We start from the raw sequence: 15,590 nt of genomic DNA on the forward strand, positions 1-15,590 counted from the left end.
CGTGACCCGTATCCGGTAGCCCGTGTCTCGTAGCCCGTGTCTCGTAGCCCGTGGGCCGCGGAGTCGTGGGGCGGTGGGTCCGCTGCGGCGTCCATCGTGAGAGGAGCCCTCCATGGCCCCGGCAGGCCGTCGCAGACCGCTGACGCAGGACGCCTCGTCACGGCACGACCCCGCGGCACACGCCGCCGCGCGGCACTTCGGGCGCCGCCGCTTCCTCTCGGTCACCGCCGCGGCGGCCGCCCTCGCCTTCGCCACCGATCTGCCGGCCCGGGGAGCGGCGGGCACCACCGGGCTCGACACGGCGAGGATCGCCGGCGATCCGTTCACGCTCGGCGTCGCCTCCGGAGACCCGCTGCCCGGCTCCGTGCTGCTGTGGACCCGGCTCGCCCCCGCCCCGTACGAACCGGGCGGAGGCCTCCCCGCGCAGAACGTGACCGTCGACTGGGAACTGGCCGACGACGAGCGCTTCGCCTCGCCCGTGCGCAAGGGCACCGCCGTCGCCCACCCCGAGTACAACCACAGCGTGCACGTCGAGGTCGGCGGCCTCCGGCCCGGCCGTGTCTACTACTACCGGTTCAGGGCCGGGACCTGGATCAGCGAGACCGGCCGCACTCGCACGGCACCGGCCGCCACGTCCGCCGCCGCCGAGCTCACCTACGCGGCCGTGGCCTGCCAGGCCTACCACGACGGGTACTTCACCGTGCACCGCCATCTCGCCCAGGACGACGTCGACGTGGTGCTCCACCTCGGCGACTACCTGTACGAGTACGCCGTGGACGCCGCGGGCGGCGCGCGCCGCTACACCGACCGGAAGCTGCCCGACCTCTTCAACCGGGAGGCCAGGACCCTGGCCGACTACCGGCTGCGCTACGCCCTCTACAAGAGCGACCCGGATCTGCGGGCGGCGCACGCGGCGCACCCCTTCGTCGTCACCTGGGACGACCACGAGACCGAGAACAACTACGCGGGCGCCGTGAGCGAGAACGGCGACCCGCCGCAGGAGTTCCTGCTGCGCCGCGCCGCCGCCTACCGCGCGCACTGGGAGAACCAGCCCCTGCGCGGCGCGCAGCTGCCCAGCGGCCCGGACATGCGGCTCTACCGCCGCCTCCAGTGGGGCACACTCGCGCAGTTCGACGTCCTCGACACCCGCCAGTACCGCTCCGACCAGGCGTACGGGGACATCCCGCACGCACCGGGCCCCGAGTCCGACGATCCGGCGCGCACCCTCACCGGGGCGGCTCAGGAGAACTGGCTGATCGACGGCTGGCGCGCCTCGGCGGCCCTGTGGAACGTGATGCCGCAACAGGTGTGCTTCTCGCAGCGCAAGTTCGACCTCACCGCCCAGGCCAAGATGTCCATGGACGCCTGGGACGGCTACCGGGCCTCGCGCCGGCGCGTCCTCGACGGCGCACGCGCGGCCGGGGTGGAGAACCTCGTGGTCATGACGGGGGACGTGCACGTCGGGTACGCCTTCGACATCAAGGACGACTTCGACGACCCGGGGTCCAGGACGCTGGGCACGGAGATCGTCGCCACCTCGGTCGCCAGCGGCAAGGACGGCGCGGACAAGCCCGCCAACTGGGACACGTACCTCAGGGCCAACCCGCACCTGAGGTTCTACAACGGGCGGCGCGGTTATGTGCGGGTCGCGCTGGACCGCCAGAAGGCGCGGGCGGACTTCCGGACGGTCTCGGCCGTGACGACGCCGGGCGCGCCGGTCAGGACCGCCGCGTCCTTCGTGACCGAGGCGGGCGCCCCGGGGCTCAAGCCCGCCTGACAGCGGTACCCGGTGAGCCGGGCCACGGGCATCCGGTACTCCGCCGGGCGGGTCCTTCCTGTCGGCCGAAGAGCCGAACCGGCCGGAAGTGGACATTTTCTGAGTCCGTGTCGGCAAGGTCTAGGTTCTCCACGCCTTTCCGCCCACGCATTCCGCCCCCTCCAGGAACGAGGAGTCACCCGATGGCCCACAGACACACCGGCAGAGCCACCCGGACCAACCGGACGACCCGGACCACCCTCGGCGTGCTCGGCGCCTTCGGCGCGCTCGTGCTCACGGGGCTGCCCGCGACCGCGGCCGCCGCCGGGTCTCGCGCACCCGCCGAACCCCCGGCGCCCACCTCCGCGCAGACGCTCGGTGCCGACAAGCCGTCGTCGGCCCTCGTCCGCGCGTTGGTACGTGACCTGGGGCTGACGGGTGCGCAGGCCAGGGAGCGACTGGTGAACGAGGCGGAGGCGGGCACACGCGCCGGCCGCCTCCAGAACGAGCTGGGCAAGCACTTCGCCGGTGCCTGGGTGCACGGCACGACCTCCGGCGGCCTGACCGTCGCGACCACCGACGCCGCGGGTGTCTCCGCCATCAAGGCCGGCGGGGCGCAGGCGAGGATCGTCCAGAACGCGTTGCGGGACCTGCGGGCCGCCAAGACGAAACTCGACGCCGCCGCGGTGGGCGAGGCCCTCGACACACCGGTCCGGTACGTCGACGTGCGGACCAACCGGGTGACGGTGCAGGCGACGAGCCGGGGTGCCGCCGACAAGCTCATCGCGGCCGCCGGGGTCGACCGGCGGCTCGTGGACGTCAAGGTGTCGGCGGACCGGCCGCGTGTCCTGCACGACGTCCGGGGCGGCGACGCGTACTACATCGACGACAACGCCCGCTGTTCGGTGGGGTTCTCCGTGACCAAGGGGGAGCAGCAGGGGTTCGTCAGCGCCGGGCACTGCGGCGAGGCGGGGGCCAGGACCAGCGGCTTCAACAGGGTCGACCAGGGTGTCTTCGAGGCCTCGGTCTTCCCCGGCCAGGACATGTCCTGGGTGGGCGTCAACAGCCAGTGGACCGCCACGCCCACCGTCAAGGGCGAGGGCGACGCGGACGTTCAGGTCGCCGGTTCGGTGCAGGCGCTGGTGGGGGCGGCGATCTGCCGGTCGGGATCCACCACCGGCTGGCACTGCGGAACGATCGAGCAGCACGACACCACCGTGAGCTACTCCGAGGGCGACGTCAACGGAGTGACCCGTACGACGGTGTGCGCGGAGCCCGGCGACTCCGGTGGCTCCTACATCTCCGGCACCCAGGCGCAGGGCGTCACCTCCGGTGGCTCCGGCGACTGCAAGAGCGGCGGCATCACCTTCCACCAGCCCATCAACCCGGTGCTCAGCGCGTACGGCCTGACGCTCAGCACCGCCACGGACCAGAGCGGCACCCCCGCCCCCGAGGACGGCCGGGCGGCGACCTGGACCTCGGGGCAGGTCTACGAGGTCGGGACCCGGGTGACCCACGACGGTGTCTCCTACCAGTGTCTGCAGGCACACCAGGCACAGGGGGCGTGGCAGCCCGGCCTCACCCCTGCTCTGTGGCAGCGGCTCTGACCGTCACGCGACCGCGGCGGCGCGAGGGCCTGTCTCCGGACCCGGCCCTCGCGCCGCTCCGTGTGCCTGCACAGCATCCACCGCGTCCACAGCACGCACCGGCTCATGCCTCGGCCAGCAGCGCGTACGCCGTCGACACGAACGTCTCGCGCGGGCGGAAGCGGCGGGTGCACAGGCCGACCAGTGCCGTGCCGGTGTCGGGTCTGAACCCCAGGAACGCCTGCTGACCGAGTGTGGCCCCGCCGTGGAAGTACATGGGGCCGTTCCCGGTCGGGTGCTGGAACCAGGCCACCGTGTGCACATGCCGGTGCCCGAGGCCGCGCCGGAGGACCGGACGGCGTACCGCCCGCAGCGCACCGGCCAGGGGGCGGCCCGCGGGGCCCGGACCCGGGCCCGACGGATCCAGGTGGGCTTCGAGGAACGTCAGCAGGTCGTGCGGGGTGGCCCGGACGGCGCCGGCCGACCGGAATCCGCCGACGGTCAACGGGGGTGTGGGTGTGCTGCCGTCCCTGCGGTGCCCGGTGGCGTCGATGTCCTGTCCGCCGGGCCACAGGGCGGTGCCGCCCAGCCCCAGCGGCCGCAGCACCCGACCGGTGAGCAGGTCGTCCCAGGGCGTCGCGGTGGCCGCGGCGAGGGCGTGACCGAGCACGGCGACACCGAAGTTGGAGTAGTGCCAGCGGGTGCCGGGCCGCCGGCGCGGACGGCGGCGCAGGAACGCGTCGACGACCCGCTCGTCCGGGTAGCCGGCATAGGGGTTGCTGCGCCAGGTGGGCAGGGCCCGGGGGAAGAAGTCGACGGGCAGGGCGGGCAGTCCGGAGGTGTGGGTGATCAGGTGCGCGAGGGTGACGGGGTCCCGGCCGATGAGCCGGGCGCGCAGGGCCGGGTCGAGGCAGGCGGCGGCCGGCTCCGCCGCGGACAGGGTGCCCGACTGGGTCAGCTGGGCCAGGAGCAGTCCGGTGAACGTCTTGGAGGCCGAGCCGATCTCGTAGCGCAGCCGCTCGCGGGCGACGGGCGGCGGCGGTCCGGTGCCACCGCAGCGCACCGTGCGGTGGCCGTCCCGGGAGAGCGCGAAGACCACGTCGGGCGCGTCCACGGCGGCGATGGCCTCGTCGAGCCGGGTGCGCAGCGATTCGTCGTCCGGGGGCGTCCTCGCCGGCCGGCGGGAGTACGGCAGTACGCCGGTGACGCCGAGCGGATCGCCCGGCCAGGGCTGGGGGCGCGGCGTCACGCCCGTGCCAGCAGCGTCAGGGCGCGGGAGGTGGCCAGCACGGAGGCGAAGGCGGCGACCAGCGTCGGGTGGTAGACGAGGTCGAACAGTTCGTCGGGGTCGCCCTGCGGCATCGTGCGTGCCACGGGCATGGCCCCGTCGGGCTGTTGGGCGGCGGCGAAACCCGCCCAGGCCCGCTCGTCCAGCGTCGGGCGCGGCAGACAGGCGTCGACGACGAGCAGTTCGCCGAGCAGGTCCCAGCGCTGCAGGTCGAGCCAGTCGTCCAGCCAGACCGGCAGCCAGGTGGCGAGGTAGTCGGCGAGGTGCGGCGGGATGCCGTCGGGGTTCTCTCCCCAGTCGGTGAGGTGGAAGACGGTGTGCGTGATGTCGTAGGCGATGTGCCCTTCGACGGTCCAGGGCTCGGGGGTGCGCCCGAGCCACGTGGCGCCGACGACCTCGGACTCCGGCGGCTGGGGCGGCAGTCCGAAACGCCGCTGGAACGCGGACAGCCCGAGCCGGCGCACCGGCCGTGTCTCGATGGCCGCGTAGCTCTCCAGCCGGTGGTTGAAACGGATGATCTCCTCGATGCCGGGGTGGCTGTAGCCGAGCTCCTTGAACGGGAGGTAGACCTCGAAGGGAATGGGGGAGAGGGGCTCGATCCGCTGGCCGTGGACCAGCATCCGGCCGCCGTCCAGCGTGTGACGCCAGGCGTGGTCGAGCAACTGCCGTGCCAGCCGGGTCTCCTGGGAGCCCGACACCCCTTCGCGGAACAGCACCTTGCAGATGACGGCCAGTTCACCGACCGGTTTGAAGCGCTCCAGGAAGCCCACTTCGGGGTCGACGTCCGGGTCCAGGTAGAACCCGTCCCGGTGGGCGTGCAGCCACTCCAGGGCGCCGGTCCCGACGGCGTGGACGAGCCGGGTGCTGGTCATCTCGACACTCCTTGCCCGCCCTGTCCCTGACGCGCCGCGTACGCGAGGGGGCGTGCCCCGCGCGTCACCCCGCCGGCCTCGGCGCTCTCACGCGGACGCGCGGTGCTCAGCACGGCGGCGAAGACCGTCATCAGGGTGGAGTGGTAACAGCCGGGGAAGTCCTGGCCCACGGGGTGGCCGGCGCGTCCGGAGCCCACCTCCGGGATGGCGCCGGACGCGTCCTGGGCTGCCGCGATCCTTGTCCAGGCGTCCCGCAGCAGGGCCTGTTCGGGCGGGTCGGGCAGGCTGGCGGCGACGGCCAGCAGTTCGCAGCTCAGGTCCCACTGCTCCGCCTCCAGGCAGGTGTCGAGCCAGGGCACGAGCCAGTTCCTGAGGTAGTCCGCGACCCGTGGGGGGACGTCCCCGGGGTTCAGGCCCCAGTCGGTGAGATGGAAGACCACGTGGGTGAGGGTGTACCCGGCGGCCAGTTCGAAGGTCCACGGCTCCGGCAGACCGCCCAGCCAGGTGCGCCCCAGGGAGCGCGGCACGTCGTCGTGGGGCGGGATGCCGCTGCGCCGCTCGGAGTTGAGGATGCCCAGGCGCCGGTTGGGCAACTGCTCGGTCAGCTGCCAGCCGCGGGTGCGGGCCGTCGTCGCGACGGTCTTCTCGAAGTCCGCGTGGCGCAGCCCGGCCGCCGCGAACGCCGCGTAGATCTCCAGGGGATACGTCGCGAAGGGTTCGAGACGCTGCAGGTCGAGGAAGAGGGCGCCGTGCCCGGTCTGCTGCCAGGCGAACGTCAGCAGGTCGGAGGCGGTCTCGTGGAGCGGGTCGGCCGGGTCGGTGTGCCGGCGGACGCTGACGCAGACCTGTGCCAGTTCGCCGAGGGGCTTCCAGGTGAGGTTCACGTCGCCGTGCTCGGCGAGTGCGTCGTCGCCGAGCACGAAGTCGCCGCGGTGGGCGGACACCCAGCCCAACGCGGCCTCGCCCAGCGCCCGGACGTCGCGCGCCGTCACACCGGTGCTCCGGTCCGCATCAGCCGCGCCGCCTGGATCTGCAGGGCCACGCGTGAGTCGTCGGCGCCCATCAGTGCCACGAAGTCGAGCCCGGCCTCCAGGCCGAGCGTGTCCGGCACGCCGTCCAGGAGGACCAGCCAGCGTCCCGCGCCGGCCGCCTGCAGCCAGTCGCGGCGGCGGACCGCCCGGACGAATCCACGGGCGACGTCGACGGGACGGCCGCGGGCCGCGCGAGCCACCGCGCAGTCCTCGCCGGGCACCGCGAGCGGGGCCAGCACGGCGAGTTGATGGGTCAGCGACTGCCACGAGGCGTCGTCGAGCCAGGCCGCCGTGGGCTGTCCGTCATGGTCCGGCTCCGGCGTGTCGTCGAGGGACGCGTCCAGTCGGCGAAGGGCCCGGGTCATCGCCCAGTGGCTCCACGCCGAGGTGGGAGCCGCGTCCGCGGGGGGCGGGTAGGCGTGCACGGTCCTGCTGAACACGCCGAGATCGTCGGCTTCGAGCGGTGTGCGGCGCAGGACGCTCGGCAGGACGGCGTCGGCTCCCATCACCCGTACGGCGGCCAGGGCCAGATCCGCGGGTACCTCGGTTCCGTCGCTTCCCGATACGGTGCCGGCCAGCCGGAACTGGCCCCCGCTCCGAAGAGCGGAGACCAGTTCCGACGAGAGGCCCTGCACCGCGCCCGCCAGGCGGGTCGTAGTGCCTGACTGCTCCATGTGGTTCTTCTCCCGTCAGACCTTCTTCGGCCTGGGGGTGGGAGGCGACAGCAGCAGTCCGCCCTGCCCGCCAATCAGGGCGAGGGCCAGGCATTCGCGGCTGTCGCGGAAGGTGCCTTCGGCCTCGATCGGGTTGAGAGCCGCTTCCAGGTCCAGGGTCTGGGCCTCGGCGAGCTCGGCGGTCAGAAATTCGGCGGTAGACATACCACCATCCCCTTTACGAGAGATTCGGTTTGTTCTCACAGTGACGTGTGTCCGCTTTGCTGCGACTTATTCATGATGTGGGGATATGTCTTGAATTTTTTCGGTTCCGCCTTCAACTTCCTTCACCCCAGGAGGCGTCGCCCGGCGTGCGGGAACGCGCGGTGGGCCCCAGCCTGAGTACGTGAGCCGAGAACACCACCATTCCGAAGTGCTGCTGAGGGTGAACGGCGTGCCGCACACCCTCACCGTCGACCACCGCTCCGTCCTGCTGGACGTGTTGCGTGAGCGGCTCCACCTCACCGGCGCCAAGAAGGGCTGCGACCACGGCCAGTGCGGTGCCTGCACCGTCCTGGTGGACGGGCGCCGGGTCAACGGCTGTCTGCTGCCCGCGGTGGCCCTCGACGGCTGCGACATCACGACGGTGGAGGGCCTGGCCGGCGGTGACTCCGGCGGGGACCTGCATCCGTTGCAGCGCGCCTTCCTGGACCGCGACGCCTTCCAGTGCGGCTACTGCACACCGGGTCAGCTCTGCAGCGCCGTCGGCGCGATGGCCGAGGCCGAGTCCGGTCACCCCTCTCAGGTGACGGACCCCGGGTCGCCCTCCGGACAGCCGGTCCCGCTGGACCGGGACGAGATCCGTGAGCGGCTCAGCGGCAACCTCTGCCGCTGCGGCGCCTATCCGAACATCGTGCGGGCCGTCGAGGACGTGATCCGGTGAAGCCCTTCGCCTACGCGCGTGCCGGCACTGTCGAGGAGGCGGCCGAGCTGTACGCGGCCCGGCCCGGCGCCCGCTACCTCGGCGGCGGCACCAACCTGGTCGACCTGATGAAACTGGGGGTGGAGCAGCCGGCCGCCCTCGTCGACGTCAGCCGGCTGCCGCTCGACACGGTGGAGGAGCTGCCCGACGGGTCGGTACGGATCGGTGCCACGGTCCGCAACAGCGACCTCGCCGCCCACCCGACGGTCCGCGACCGCTATCCGGCCCTCTCGCAGGCGCTCCTGGCCGGGGCCTCCGGACAACTGCGCAACGCGGCCACCACCGGCGGCAACCTCCTCCAGCGCACCCGCTGCCCGTACTTCCAGGACACCGGCCTGCCCTGCAACAAGCGCACCCCGGGCTCCGGTTGCGGCGCCCGGGACGGCGTACACCGTGACCACGCGGTGCTCGGGCACTCCCCGCAGTGCATCGCCACCCATCCGTCCGACCTAGCCGTGGCACTGGCCGCCCTGGACGCGGAGGTCGAGCTGTACGGGACCGACGGCTCGCGGACCGTCCCGGCCGCCGAGTTCCACCGGCTGCCCGGGGACCGGCCCGAGCAGGACACCGAGATCCGCTCCGGCGAACTCATCACCGGGGTGCTCCTGCCGGCGGCCCCCGCCGGACTGCCCTCGCTGTACCGCAAGGCACGCGACCGGGCATCGTACGCCTTCGCTCTCGCGTCCGTCGCCGCGGTGCTCGGTGTGGAGGGCGGTGTCGTCCGGCACGTCGGCCTCGCGTTCGGGGGACTGGCCCACCGCCCCTGGCGGGCGCGGCGGGCGGAGCAGGCACTGCTGGGCGCCGCCCCCACGACGGCGGCGTTCGAGCGGGCCGCGGACCTCGAACTCGCCGCCGCCGAACCGCTGCGGGACAACGCCTACAAGATCCCGCTGGCCCGCAATCTGGCGGTCGACGCCCTGGAGCGGCTCGCACGGTCCACCAGGACCTGAACCGCGCCACACCGGACCTCGACGAGCAACGGAAACCATCAGGAGGAGCGGCATGGCCGACACTCGCACCGGTACCGGCACCGCGCTGGGCGCGCCCGCCGAGCGCCGGGAGGGCCGGGCCAAGGTCACCGGCAGCGCTCGGTACGCCGCCGAACAGACCGACCCCGGCCGCGTCCACGCCTGGCCGGTGATCGCCACGATCGCCCGTGGGTCGGTCCGTTCCGTCGACTCCGCCGCCGCGCTGGCCCTGCCCGGGGTCCTCACGGTGCTCACCCACGAGAACGCGCCCCGGCTGGCCCCCGCGGACGACCCCACGCTCGCCGTCCTGCAGAACCCGCGGGTGCCGCACCACGGCTGGTTCGTCGCCCTGGTGGTCGCCGAGACCCTGGAGGCGGCCCGCGCCGGCGCCGCCGCGGTCCGTGTCGACTACGACGCCGAGGCGCACGACGTGACCCTGACGGACGACCACCCCGAGGCCTACACGCCCGACGAGGCCAACGGCGGATTCCCCGCACACCGCGAACAGGGCGACCCCGAGCAGGCGTTCGCGGCCGCGGAGGTGCGCGTCGACACCCGCTACCGCGTCGCACCGCTGCACAACCACCCCATGGAACCGCACGCGGCCACCGCCCACTGGCACGAAGGCAAGCTGCTCGTGCACGACTCCAGCCAGGGCGCCACGACCGTACGCGCCACCCTGGCCTCGCTGTTCCGGCTCTCCGAGGACGACATCACCGTCGTCAGCGAACACGTCGGCGGCGGATTCGGGTCCAAGGGCACCCCGCGCCCCCACGTGGTGCTCGCCGTGCTGGCGGCCCGGGAGACCGGCCGCCCCGTCACCGTCGCACTGCCCCGGCGCTTCATGGCCGCGGTCGTCGGCCACCGGGCGCCCACCCTGCACCGGTTGAGGCTGGGCGCGGACGCGGACGGAACCCTCGGCGCGTGCCTCCACGAGGTCACCACCTACACGTCCCGCATCAAGGAGTTCGTGGAGCAGGCCGCCGTACCCAGCCGGATCATGTACGCGGCGCCCCACCGCCTCAGCTCCCACCGGGTGGTCCCGCTGGACGTGCCCAGCCCGTCCTGGATGCGCGCTCCGGGCGAGGCTCCCGGCATGTACGCCCTGGAGTCGGCCATGGACGAACTCGCCGTCGCGACGGGCCTGGACCCGGTGGAACTGCGCATCAGGAACGAGCCGGACACCGAACCCGGGAGCGGCAAGCGGTTCAGCAGCCGCCACCTGGTCGAATGCCTGCGGGAGGGCGCCCGGCGCTTCGACTGGGCGCGGCGCGACCCCCGCCCTCGGTCCCACCGCGAGGGACCGCTCCTCGTCGGCACGGGGGTGGCCGCGGCCACGTATCCGGTGATGGTCAGCCCGGCGCAGGCGACGGCGCACGCACTGCCCGACGGCCGCTTCGCGGTCCGGATCAACGCCACGGACATCGGCACCGGCGCCCGTACCGTCCTCGCGCAGATCGCCGCCGACGCCCTCGGCGCGCCCCTGGACCGGGTACGCGCCGAAGTGGGCAACAGCGACCTGCCGCCGGCCCCGCTGGCCGGCGGCTCGTCCGGCACGGCGTCCTGGGGCTGGGCCGTCCACGAGGCGTGTACGCGCCTCGCGGCGACCCTGGCCGGGCACACGGGGCCACTGCCGGACGACGGGCTCCGCGCCCACGCCGACACGACGGGCAGCGCCGACGCCGACAGCCCCTACTCGCGGCACGCCTTCGGCGCCCACTTCGCGGAGGTCACGGTCGACACGGTGAGCGGAGAGGTCCGGGTACGCCGGCTGCTGGGCGTGTACGCCGCCGGGCGCATCCTCAACGCCCGCACCGCCCGCTCCCAGTTCATCGGCGCCATGACCATGGGCCTGGGCATGGCACTGACCGAGGGCAGCACCCTGGACACCGCGTCCGGCGCCTTCGTGGAGGCCGACCTGGCCGCGTACCACGTCCCGGCGCACGCCGACGTCCCCGACATCGAGGCGCACTGGATCGACGAGGAGGACCCCCACCTCAACCCGATGGGCAGCAAGGGCATCGGCGAGATCGGCATCGTCGGCACGGCGGCGGCCATCGGCAACGCCGTCCACCACGCCACGGGCGTCCGCCACCGGGAACTGCCCCTGACCCCGGACCGGGTGCTCACGGGGCTGGGCTGACCGCGCCGATTCCCACCCGCCGATCCCCGTCGCGCCGATCCCTACCCCAGCGGGGTGAGGCGCGGGCCGGCGGCGGTCCGCATACTCGGTGACATGAACAAGCACGGGCACCTCGCCGAGTTCCTCCAGGCACGCCGGAGCCAACTGCGCCCCGAGGACGTGGGATTGCGGACCTACGGCGAGCGGCGCCGGGTACCGGGGCTGCGGCGGGAGGAACTCGCGATGCTCGCGGGCATCAGCGCCCCCTACTACACCCGCCTGGAGCAGGGCCAGTCGCGCAACGCCTCACCCGAGGTGCTCGACGCCGTGGCGAGCGCCCTGCGCCTGGACGAGTCCGAGCGTGCCCATCTGCACACCCTGGCCAAGGCGCCGCGACGCGGCAGGGCCGCCGGCGCGCGGCCCCGCACCGAACGCGTCACCGCGGCGACGGGCGCCCTGCTGGCGGCGGTCGGGGGCACCCCCGCGCTCGCCCTGGGCCGCGGCAGCGACGTGCTGGCCTGGAACGGGCCCGGGCACAGCCTGTTCGCGAGCCATCTCGACCCGGACAGCCCCGACGACCCCGGCCGGCGGCCCAACATGGCGAAGCTGGTGTTCCTGGACGCGCACACCCGCGACCTGTACGTCGACTGGCCGGCCAAGGCCCGCGCGGTCGTGGGCAATCTGCGGCTGACGGCGGGGCGGCACCCGGACGATCCACGGCTGGCCGCGCTGATCGGCGAACTGACCATGCACAGCCGGGAGTTCGCCACGCTGTGGGCCGACCACCGGGTGCTGGCCTGCGACGTCGCCGACTACGAGATGCGCCACCCGCTGGTCGGGACGCTGACCGTCACCCAGCAGACCCTGCAGAGCCCGCAAGGGAGCGGACCGTCCCTGGTGGTGGCCACCGCGGGCCCCGGTTCGCCCTCCGCGGCCGCCCTGACCCTGCTCGCCCACGCCACCGGGCCGCGCGAAGCGGCCCGGCCGCGCCACGACAGCGAGCCCCGCACCCCCTGACCCACGCTCCCTGACCTGCTCCGCGCACCGCCTGCACGGTGGCCGGTGGCTCCGGGAGGGTCAGTTCGCCTGCCCACCGTCCCGCAGGACGTCGAGTGCGGTGAGCGCCACATGCAGTTCGGTGCGCCGCTCGCCGCATTCGAGGTCGCAGTCGAGCAGCCGCCCGATGGTGCGCAGCCGCTGGTAGACGGTCTCCCTCGACAGGGCGCCCAGCCGGGCGGCGGTGGTCTTGTTGCCCGCCGCCGCCAGGTAGTGCCGCAGGGTCGTCAGGAGGTCGGTGCCGTGCCGGGTGTCGTGGTCGACGAGGCGGCCGAGCTGCCGTTCGGTGTACTCCTGGACACGCGTGTCCTCGCGCAGCGCGTACAGGAGGCGGCGCAGACCGATGTCGGCCGGCTCGTGGTAGGGCCTGCCGTCCGGCAGGGGCTGTCCTGGGCGGGTCGCCTCCGCGACGCGGGCCGCCTCACGGAAGGAACGGGCGGCGTGCGAGAGGTCCCTGACCTCGGAACCGGTGCTCACCACGGCACGTGGGTCCGACTCCAGCGCGGCGCGGCCCAGATGCTCGACCGTGGGCCGCCACGGCCGGGAGGGACGCAGGGCGAGCAGGACGCCGAGCCGGGCGGGAGCCAGCGCGCCCACCAGAGCGGGCGCGCCCGTCGTCCTGAGCTCCTGGGACAGCCGGGCCTCGAGCCCGGAGCCGTCGTCCGGTGCCCGGGTGTCCACCAGGACCGCGAGGAAGGTACTGCCCTCGGTGGGCAGGCCCAGCGCGGCGAGCCGCGCGCGGGCGTCCGCGGCGGAGTGGTGGCGCTGCTCGACCAGATCACGCAGCGCGCTCCGGTGCGCCGTGCGCTCCCACGGCGTGGCGTGGATGAGACGGGCGATGGTGAGAGCCATCGCCGTCCTCTCCAGGACGGTGACGTCCTCCGGCACGAACGCCGGCCCGACGGAGGAGGCCCGGGTCCCGCCCGGAGGCGGGAGCATGGCCACGCGGCCCCACCGTTCGCCCTGGTACTCCACGGGTGCCACGAGCCAGCCCTCGGGCCCGCCCACCTCCGTGTGGTCGCCCGGCGAAGTCGCCCGGGAGCGCCGCTCCCAGCCGGTCAGCGCCTCGCCCACCGTGCTGCCGGACGGCTCGCAGAGCAACGCCCGGTGCACCAGGTTCTCCAGGACGACGGTGTGGCCGCTCATCTCCGCCGCCGCGCGTACGACGTCCTCGGGGCCCGCTCCGCGCAGTGTCAGCGCGGTGAACGCCTCGTGGATGCGCTGGGTTCTGCGCACGGCGTCCGCCTGGCTGCCGAGGATGAGGGTGTGGACGACCTGGGTGACCTCCAGGAAGTTGACGTCCTCGACCAGGGTGACCAGCGGGAGGCCACGGGTTCGGCACGCTTGGATGAGCGGGCCGGGCGGCCGGTGATAGCGCCGTACGAGTTCGATGACTAGGGCCGCCGCTCCGACGTCGGCCAGCTCGTCGACGTAACGGCGTACGCCCGCGGGGTCCTCGGGCAGGGGCATGCCGGTGGTCAGGACGAGCTCGCCGCCCTTGAGGAAGGAGGCGGGGTCCGTCAGCTCGGTGATGTGCACCCAGCGGACCGGCCGGTCCAGGCCCGTCGCCCCGGCCACCACCTCGGGCCGGCCCGCCGCCAGGACGGGAAGGGCCAGCACGTCGGCGACGGTGAGCGCGCGGCCCGCGGGGGCGGTGCCCGGTTCCACGGCCCCGGCCGCGGTCCCGGCCGGCCGGGGTGTTTCGGCGTACTCGCTCATGGTGCGTCCCTGCCCGCCCGGACACTGTGACAAGCGTGGCTGACCTGCGCGAGAACGGGCCGACGACCGGTGCGGTGGTCCCCGAGGGCGCCTCGGCCCAGGGGCGGTTGACACACTGTCCGAACCCCGCCGTCCCGTTGGACAGATCACGCGTTGTCGCCTTCCGTCCCGGTGGAGATGCTCGGAGTGCCGAAGCAGCGCCGTGCCGGAGCACGAACGCCGCAGACGACAACGCAGGGCCGGGAGACGAACATGACCGCACTGTCGCCGCACCTTCGCCAGGCCACTCCCGTGGTGGCCGTCCGGGGCGAGGGCGTCCACCTCTTCGGTGAGGACGGCCGCCGCTATCTGGACTTCACCGCCGGTATCGGTGTCACCAGCACCGGACACTGCCATCCGAAGGTGGTCGAAGCCGCCCGGGACCAGGTGGGCAGGCTCGTTCACGGCCAGTACACGACGGTCCTGCACCAGCCGCTGCGCCGGCTCGTCGACAAGCTCGGCGAGGTGCTGCCCGCCGGACTCGACAGCCTGTTCTTCACCAACTCGGGCAGCGAGGCGGTGGAGGCCGCGCTGCGGCTGGCCCGGCAGGCCACCGGCCGCCCGAACGTGCTGGTCTGCCACGGCGGATTCCACGGCCGGACCGTGGCCGCCGCCGCGATGACGACGTCCGGGACGCGCTTCCGGTCGGGGTTCTCGCCGTTGATGAGCGGCGTGGTCGTCACCCCGTTCCCGACGGCCTACCGCTACGGCTGGGACGAGGACACCGCCACCCGCTTCGCCCTCCAGGAACTCGACTACACGCTCCAGACCATCTCCTCGCCCGCCGACACGGCCGCGCTCATCGTCGAGCCGGTGCTCGGCGAGGGCGGCTACGTGCCCGCGACCCGCGCCTTCATGGAGGGACTGCGGGAACGGGCCGACCGGCACGGCTTCCTGCTGATCCTGGACGAGGTGCAGACGGGAGTGGGCCGCACCGGCCGGTTCTGGGGACACGACCACTTCGGCGTCACCCCCGACATCCTGATCACCGCCAAGGGGCTGGCCAGCGGCTTCCCGCTGTCCGGCATCGCCGCCTCCGAGGAATTGATGGCCAGGGCGTGGCCCGGCTCGCAGGGCGGCACCTACGGTGCCAACGCGGTGGCCTGCGCCGCCGCCTGCGCCACCCTCGACGTCGTACGCGACGAGAAGCTCGTCGAGAACGCCGACGCGATGGGGGCGCGGCTGCGCCGGGGCCTGGAGACGGTGGCCGCCCGGACGCCGGCCATCGGGGACGTGCGCGGCCTGGGGCTGATGCTGGCCAGCGAGTTCGTCGACGCGGACGGCGGCCCCGACCCCGAGACCGCCGCCCGGGTGCAACGGGCCGCCGTCGACGAGGGGTTGCTCCTGCTCCTGTGCGGCGCCTGGAACCAGGTCGTGCGCATGATTCCGGCGCTCGTGATCGACGAGACGGCGGTGGACGAGGGGCTCAGGGCCTGGGAGGCGGCGGTGGCGGCCGGTACGGCGGCAGCCCCGGGCCGATGACGAACACCCCCGCGACCGTGGCCCGTACGGTCGCCC

The 15,590-nt window shown here is 73.7% G+C and carries 13 protein-coding genes; 7 read left to right on the forward strand and 6 right to left on the reverse strand.

Features of this window, described 5'->3' with window-relative positions:
* Positions 1–112 precede the first annotated feature (112 nt).
* Positions 113–1,777, forward strand: a complete 1,665-nt coding sequence (locus tag ACLVWQ_RS04850) for an alkaline phosphatase D family protein (RefSeq protein WP_414106889.1) — start codon at positions 113–115, stop codon at positions 1,775–1,777.
* 182 nt (positions 1,778–1,959) lie between these two features.
* Positions 1,960–3,363, forward strand: a complete 1,404-nt coding sequence (locus ACLVWQ_RS04855) for a carbohydrate-binding protein (protein ID WP_414106890.1) — start codon at positions 1,960–1,962, stop codon at positions 3,361–3,363.
* 103 nt (positions 3,364–3,466) lie between these two features.
* Here ACLVWQ_RS04855 and ACLVWQ_RS04860 read toward each other — a convergent pair whose 3' ends face one another.
* The 5 genes from ACLVWQ_RS04860 to ACLVWQ_RS04880 are packed head-to-tail and all read right to left on the reverse strand — an operon-like array spanning position 3,467 to position 7,411.
* On the reverse strand, positions 3,467–4,591 hold the full coding sequence (locus ACLVWQ_RS04860) for a serine hydrolase domain-containing protein (protein ID WP_414106891.1): 1,125 nt from the start codon (positions 4,589–4,591) through the stop codon (positions 3,467–3,469).
* A complete protein-coding gene (locus ACLVWQ_RS04865; protein WP_414106892.1) occupies positions 4,588–5,502 on the reverse strand; it encodes a DUF6895 family protein in 915 nt (304 codons plus the stop codon). The genes ACLVWQ_RS04860 and ACLVWQ_RS04865 overlap by 4 nt, the downstream gene beginning before the upstream one ends.
* Positions 5,499–6,494: a DUF6895 family protein gene (locus ACLVWQ_RS04870; RefSeq protein WP_414106893.1), complete on the reverse strand. Its 996-nt coding sequence runs from the start codon at positions 6,492–6,494 to the stop codon at positions 5,499–5,501. The genes ACLVWQ_RS04865 and ACLVWQ_RS04870 overlap by 4 nt, the downstream gene beginning before the upstream one ends.
* The gene (locus ACLVWQ_RS04875) at positions 6,491–7,207 is read right to left on the reverse strand and encodes a hypothetical protein (protein ID WP_414106894.1); all 717 of its coding nucleotides are present in this window, start codon (positions 7,205–7,207) and stop codon (positions 6,491–6,493) included. Before ACLVWQ_RS04875 ends, ACLVWQ_RS04870 begins: the two co-directional genes overlap by 4 nt.
* 15 nt (positions 7,208–7,222) lie before the next feature.
* Entirely contained in the window at positions 7,223–7,411 is a 189-nt protein-coding gene (locus ACLVWQ_RS04880) for a hypothetical protein (RefSeq protein ID WP_414106895.1), read from the reverse strand.
* Between the two features lie 181 nt (positions 7,412–7,592).
* Between ACLVWQ_RS04880 and ACLVWQ_RS04885 the strand changes: the two genes are divergently transcribed.
* The 4 genes from ACLVWQ_RS04885 to ACLVWQ_RS04900 all read left to right on the forward strand — a co-directional run bounded on the left by ACLVWQ_RS04885 (position 7,593) and on the right by ACLVWQ_RS04900 (position 12,275).
* Positions 7,593–8,129 carry a (2Fe-2S)-binding protein gene (locus tag ACLVWQ_RS04885; RefSeq protein WP_414106896.1) on the forward strand — a complete coding sequence of 179 codons (537 nt, stop codon included), beginning with the start codon at positions 7,593–7,595 and terminating at the stop codon, positions 8,127–8,129.
* Complete coding sequence (locus tag ACLVWQ_RS04890) at positions 8,126–9,118, forward strand: FAD binding domain-containing protein (RefSeq protein ID WP_414106897.1); 993 nt, start codon at positions 8,126–8,128, stop codon at positions 9,116–9,118. Before ACLVWQ_RS04885 ends, ACLVWQ_RS04890 begins: the two co-directional genes overlap by 4 nt.
* A 52-nt stretch (positions 9,119–9,170) precedes the next feature.
* Positions 9,171–11,279, forward strand: coding sequence for a xanthine dehydrogenase family protein molybdopterin-binding subunit (locus tag ACLVWQ_RS04895; RefSeq protein WP_414106898.1), 2,109 nt, complete (start codon positions 9,171–9,173; stop codon positions 11,277–11,279).
* Positions 11,280–11,372: 93 nt separating this feature from the next.
* Positions 11,373–12,275 (forward strand): helix-turn-helix domain-containing protein, encoded by a 903-nt coding sequence (locus ACLVWQ_RS04900; RefSeq protein WP_414106899.1) that lies wholly within the window; start codon positions 11,373–11,375, stop codon positions 12,273–12,275.
* Between the two features lie 60 nt (positions 12,276–12,335).
* Here the strand turns inward: ACLVWQ_RS04900 and ACLVWQ_RS04905 are convergent, their stop codons facing one another.
* Positions 12,336–14,033, reverse strand: a complete 1,698-nt coding sequence (locus ACLVWQ_RS04905) for a PucR family transcriptional regulator (RefSeq protein WP_414106900.1) — start codon at positions 14,031–14,033, stop codon at positions 12,336–12,338.
* A gap of 252 nt (positions 14,034–14,285) precedes the next feature.
* Between ACLVWQ_RS04905 and ACLVWQ_RS04910 the strand changes: the two genes are divergently transcribed.
* The gene (locus tag ACLVWQ_RS04910) at positions 14,286–15,554 is read left to right on the forward strand and encodes an aspartate aminotransferase family protein (RefSeq protein WP_414106901.1); all 1,269 of its coding nucleotides are present in this window, start codon (positions 14,286–14,288) and stop codon (positions 15,552–15,554) included.
* Positions 15,555–15,590 lie beyond the last annotated feature (36 nt).

The sequence above is a fragment of the Streptomyces sp. CWNU-52B genome (assembly GCF_047444975.1).
Classification (GTDB): Bacteria; Actinomycetota; Actinomycetes; order Streptomycetales; family Streptomycetaceae; genus Streptomyces.

Excerpts from the sequence above, each read along its gene's own strand:
- ACLVWQ_RS04850 (WP_414106889.1), top strand. The coding sequence starts at position 113 with ATGGCCCCGGCAGGCCGTCGCAGACCGCTGACGCAGGACGCCTCGTCA.
- ACLVWQ_RS04855 (WP_414106890.1), top strand. The coding sequence starts at position 1,960 with ATGGCCCACAGACACACCGGCAGAGCCACCCGGACCAACCGGACGACC.
- ACLVWQ_RS04865 (WP_414106892.1), bottom strand. The coding sequence starts at position 5,502 with ATGACCAGCACCCGGCTCGTCCACGCCGTCGGGACCGGCGCCCTGGAG.
- ACLVWQ_RS04875 (WP_414106894.1), bottom strand. The coding sequence starts at position 7,207 with ATGGAGCAGTCAGGCACTACGACCCGCCTGGCGGGCGCGGTGCAGGGC.
- ACLVWQ_RS04880 (WP_414106895.1), bottom strand. The coding sequence starts at position 7,411 with ATGTCTACCGCCGAATTTCTGACCGCCGAGCTCGCCGAGGCCCAGACC.
- ACLVWQ_RS04895 (WP_414106898.1), top strand. The coding sequence starts at position 9,171 with ATGGCCGACACTCGCACCGGTACCGGCACCGCGCTGGGCGCGCCCGCC.
- ACLVWQ_RS04900 (WP_414106899.1), top strand. The coding sequence starts at position 11,373 with ATGAACAAGCACGGGCACCTCGCCGAGTTCCTCCAGGCACGCCGGAGC.
- ACLVWQ_RS04905 (WP_414106900.1), bottom strand. The coding sequence starts at position 14,033 with ATGAGCGAGTACGCCGAAACACCCCGGCCGGCCGGGACCGCGGCCGGG.
- ACLVWQ_RS04910 (WP_414106901.1), top strand. The coding sequence starts at position 14,286 with ATGACCGCACTGTCGCCGCACCTTCGCCAGGCCACTCCCGTGGTGGCC.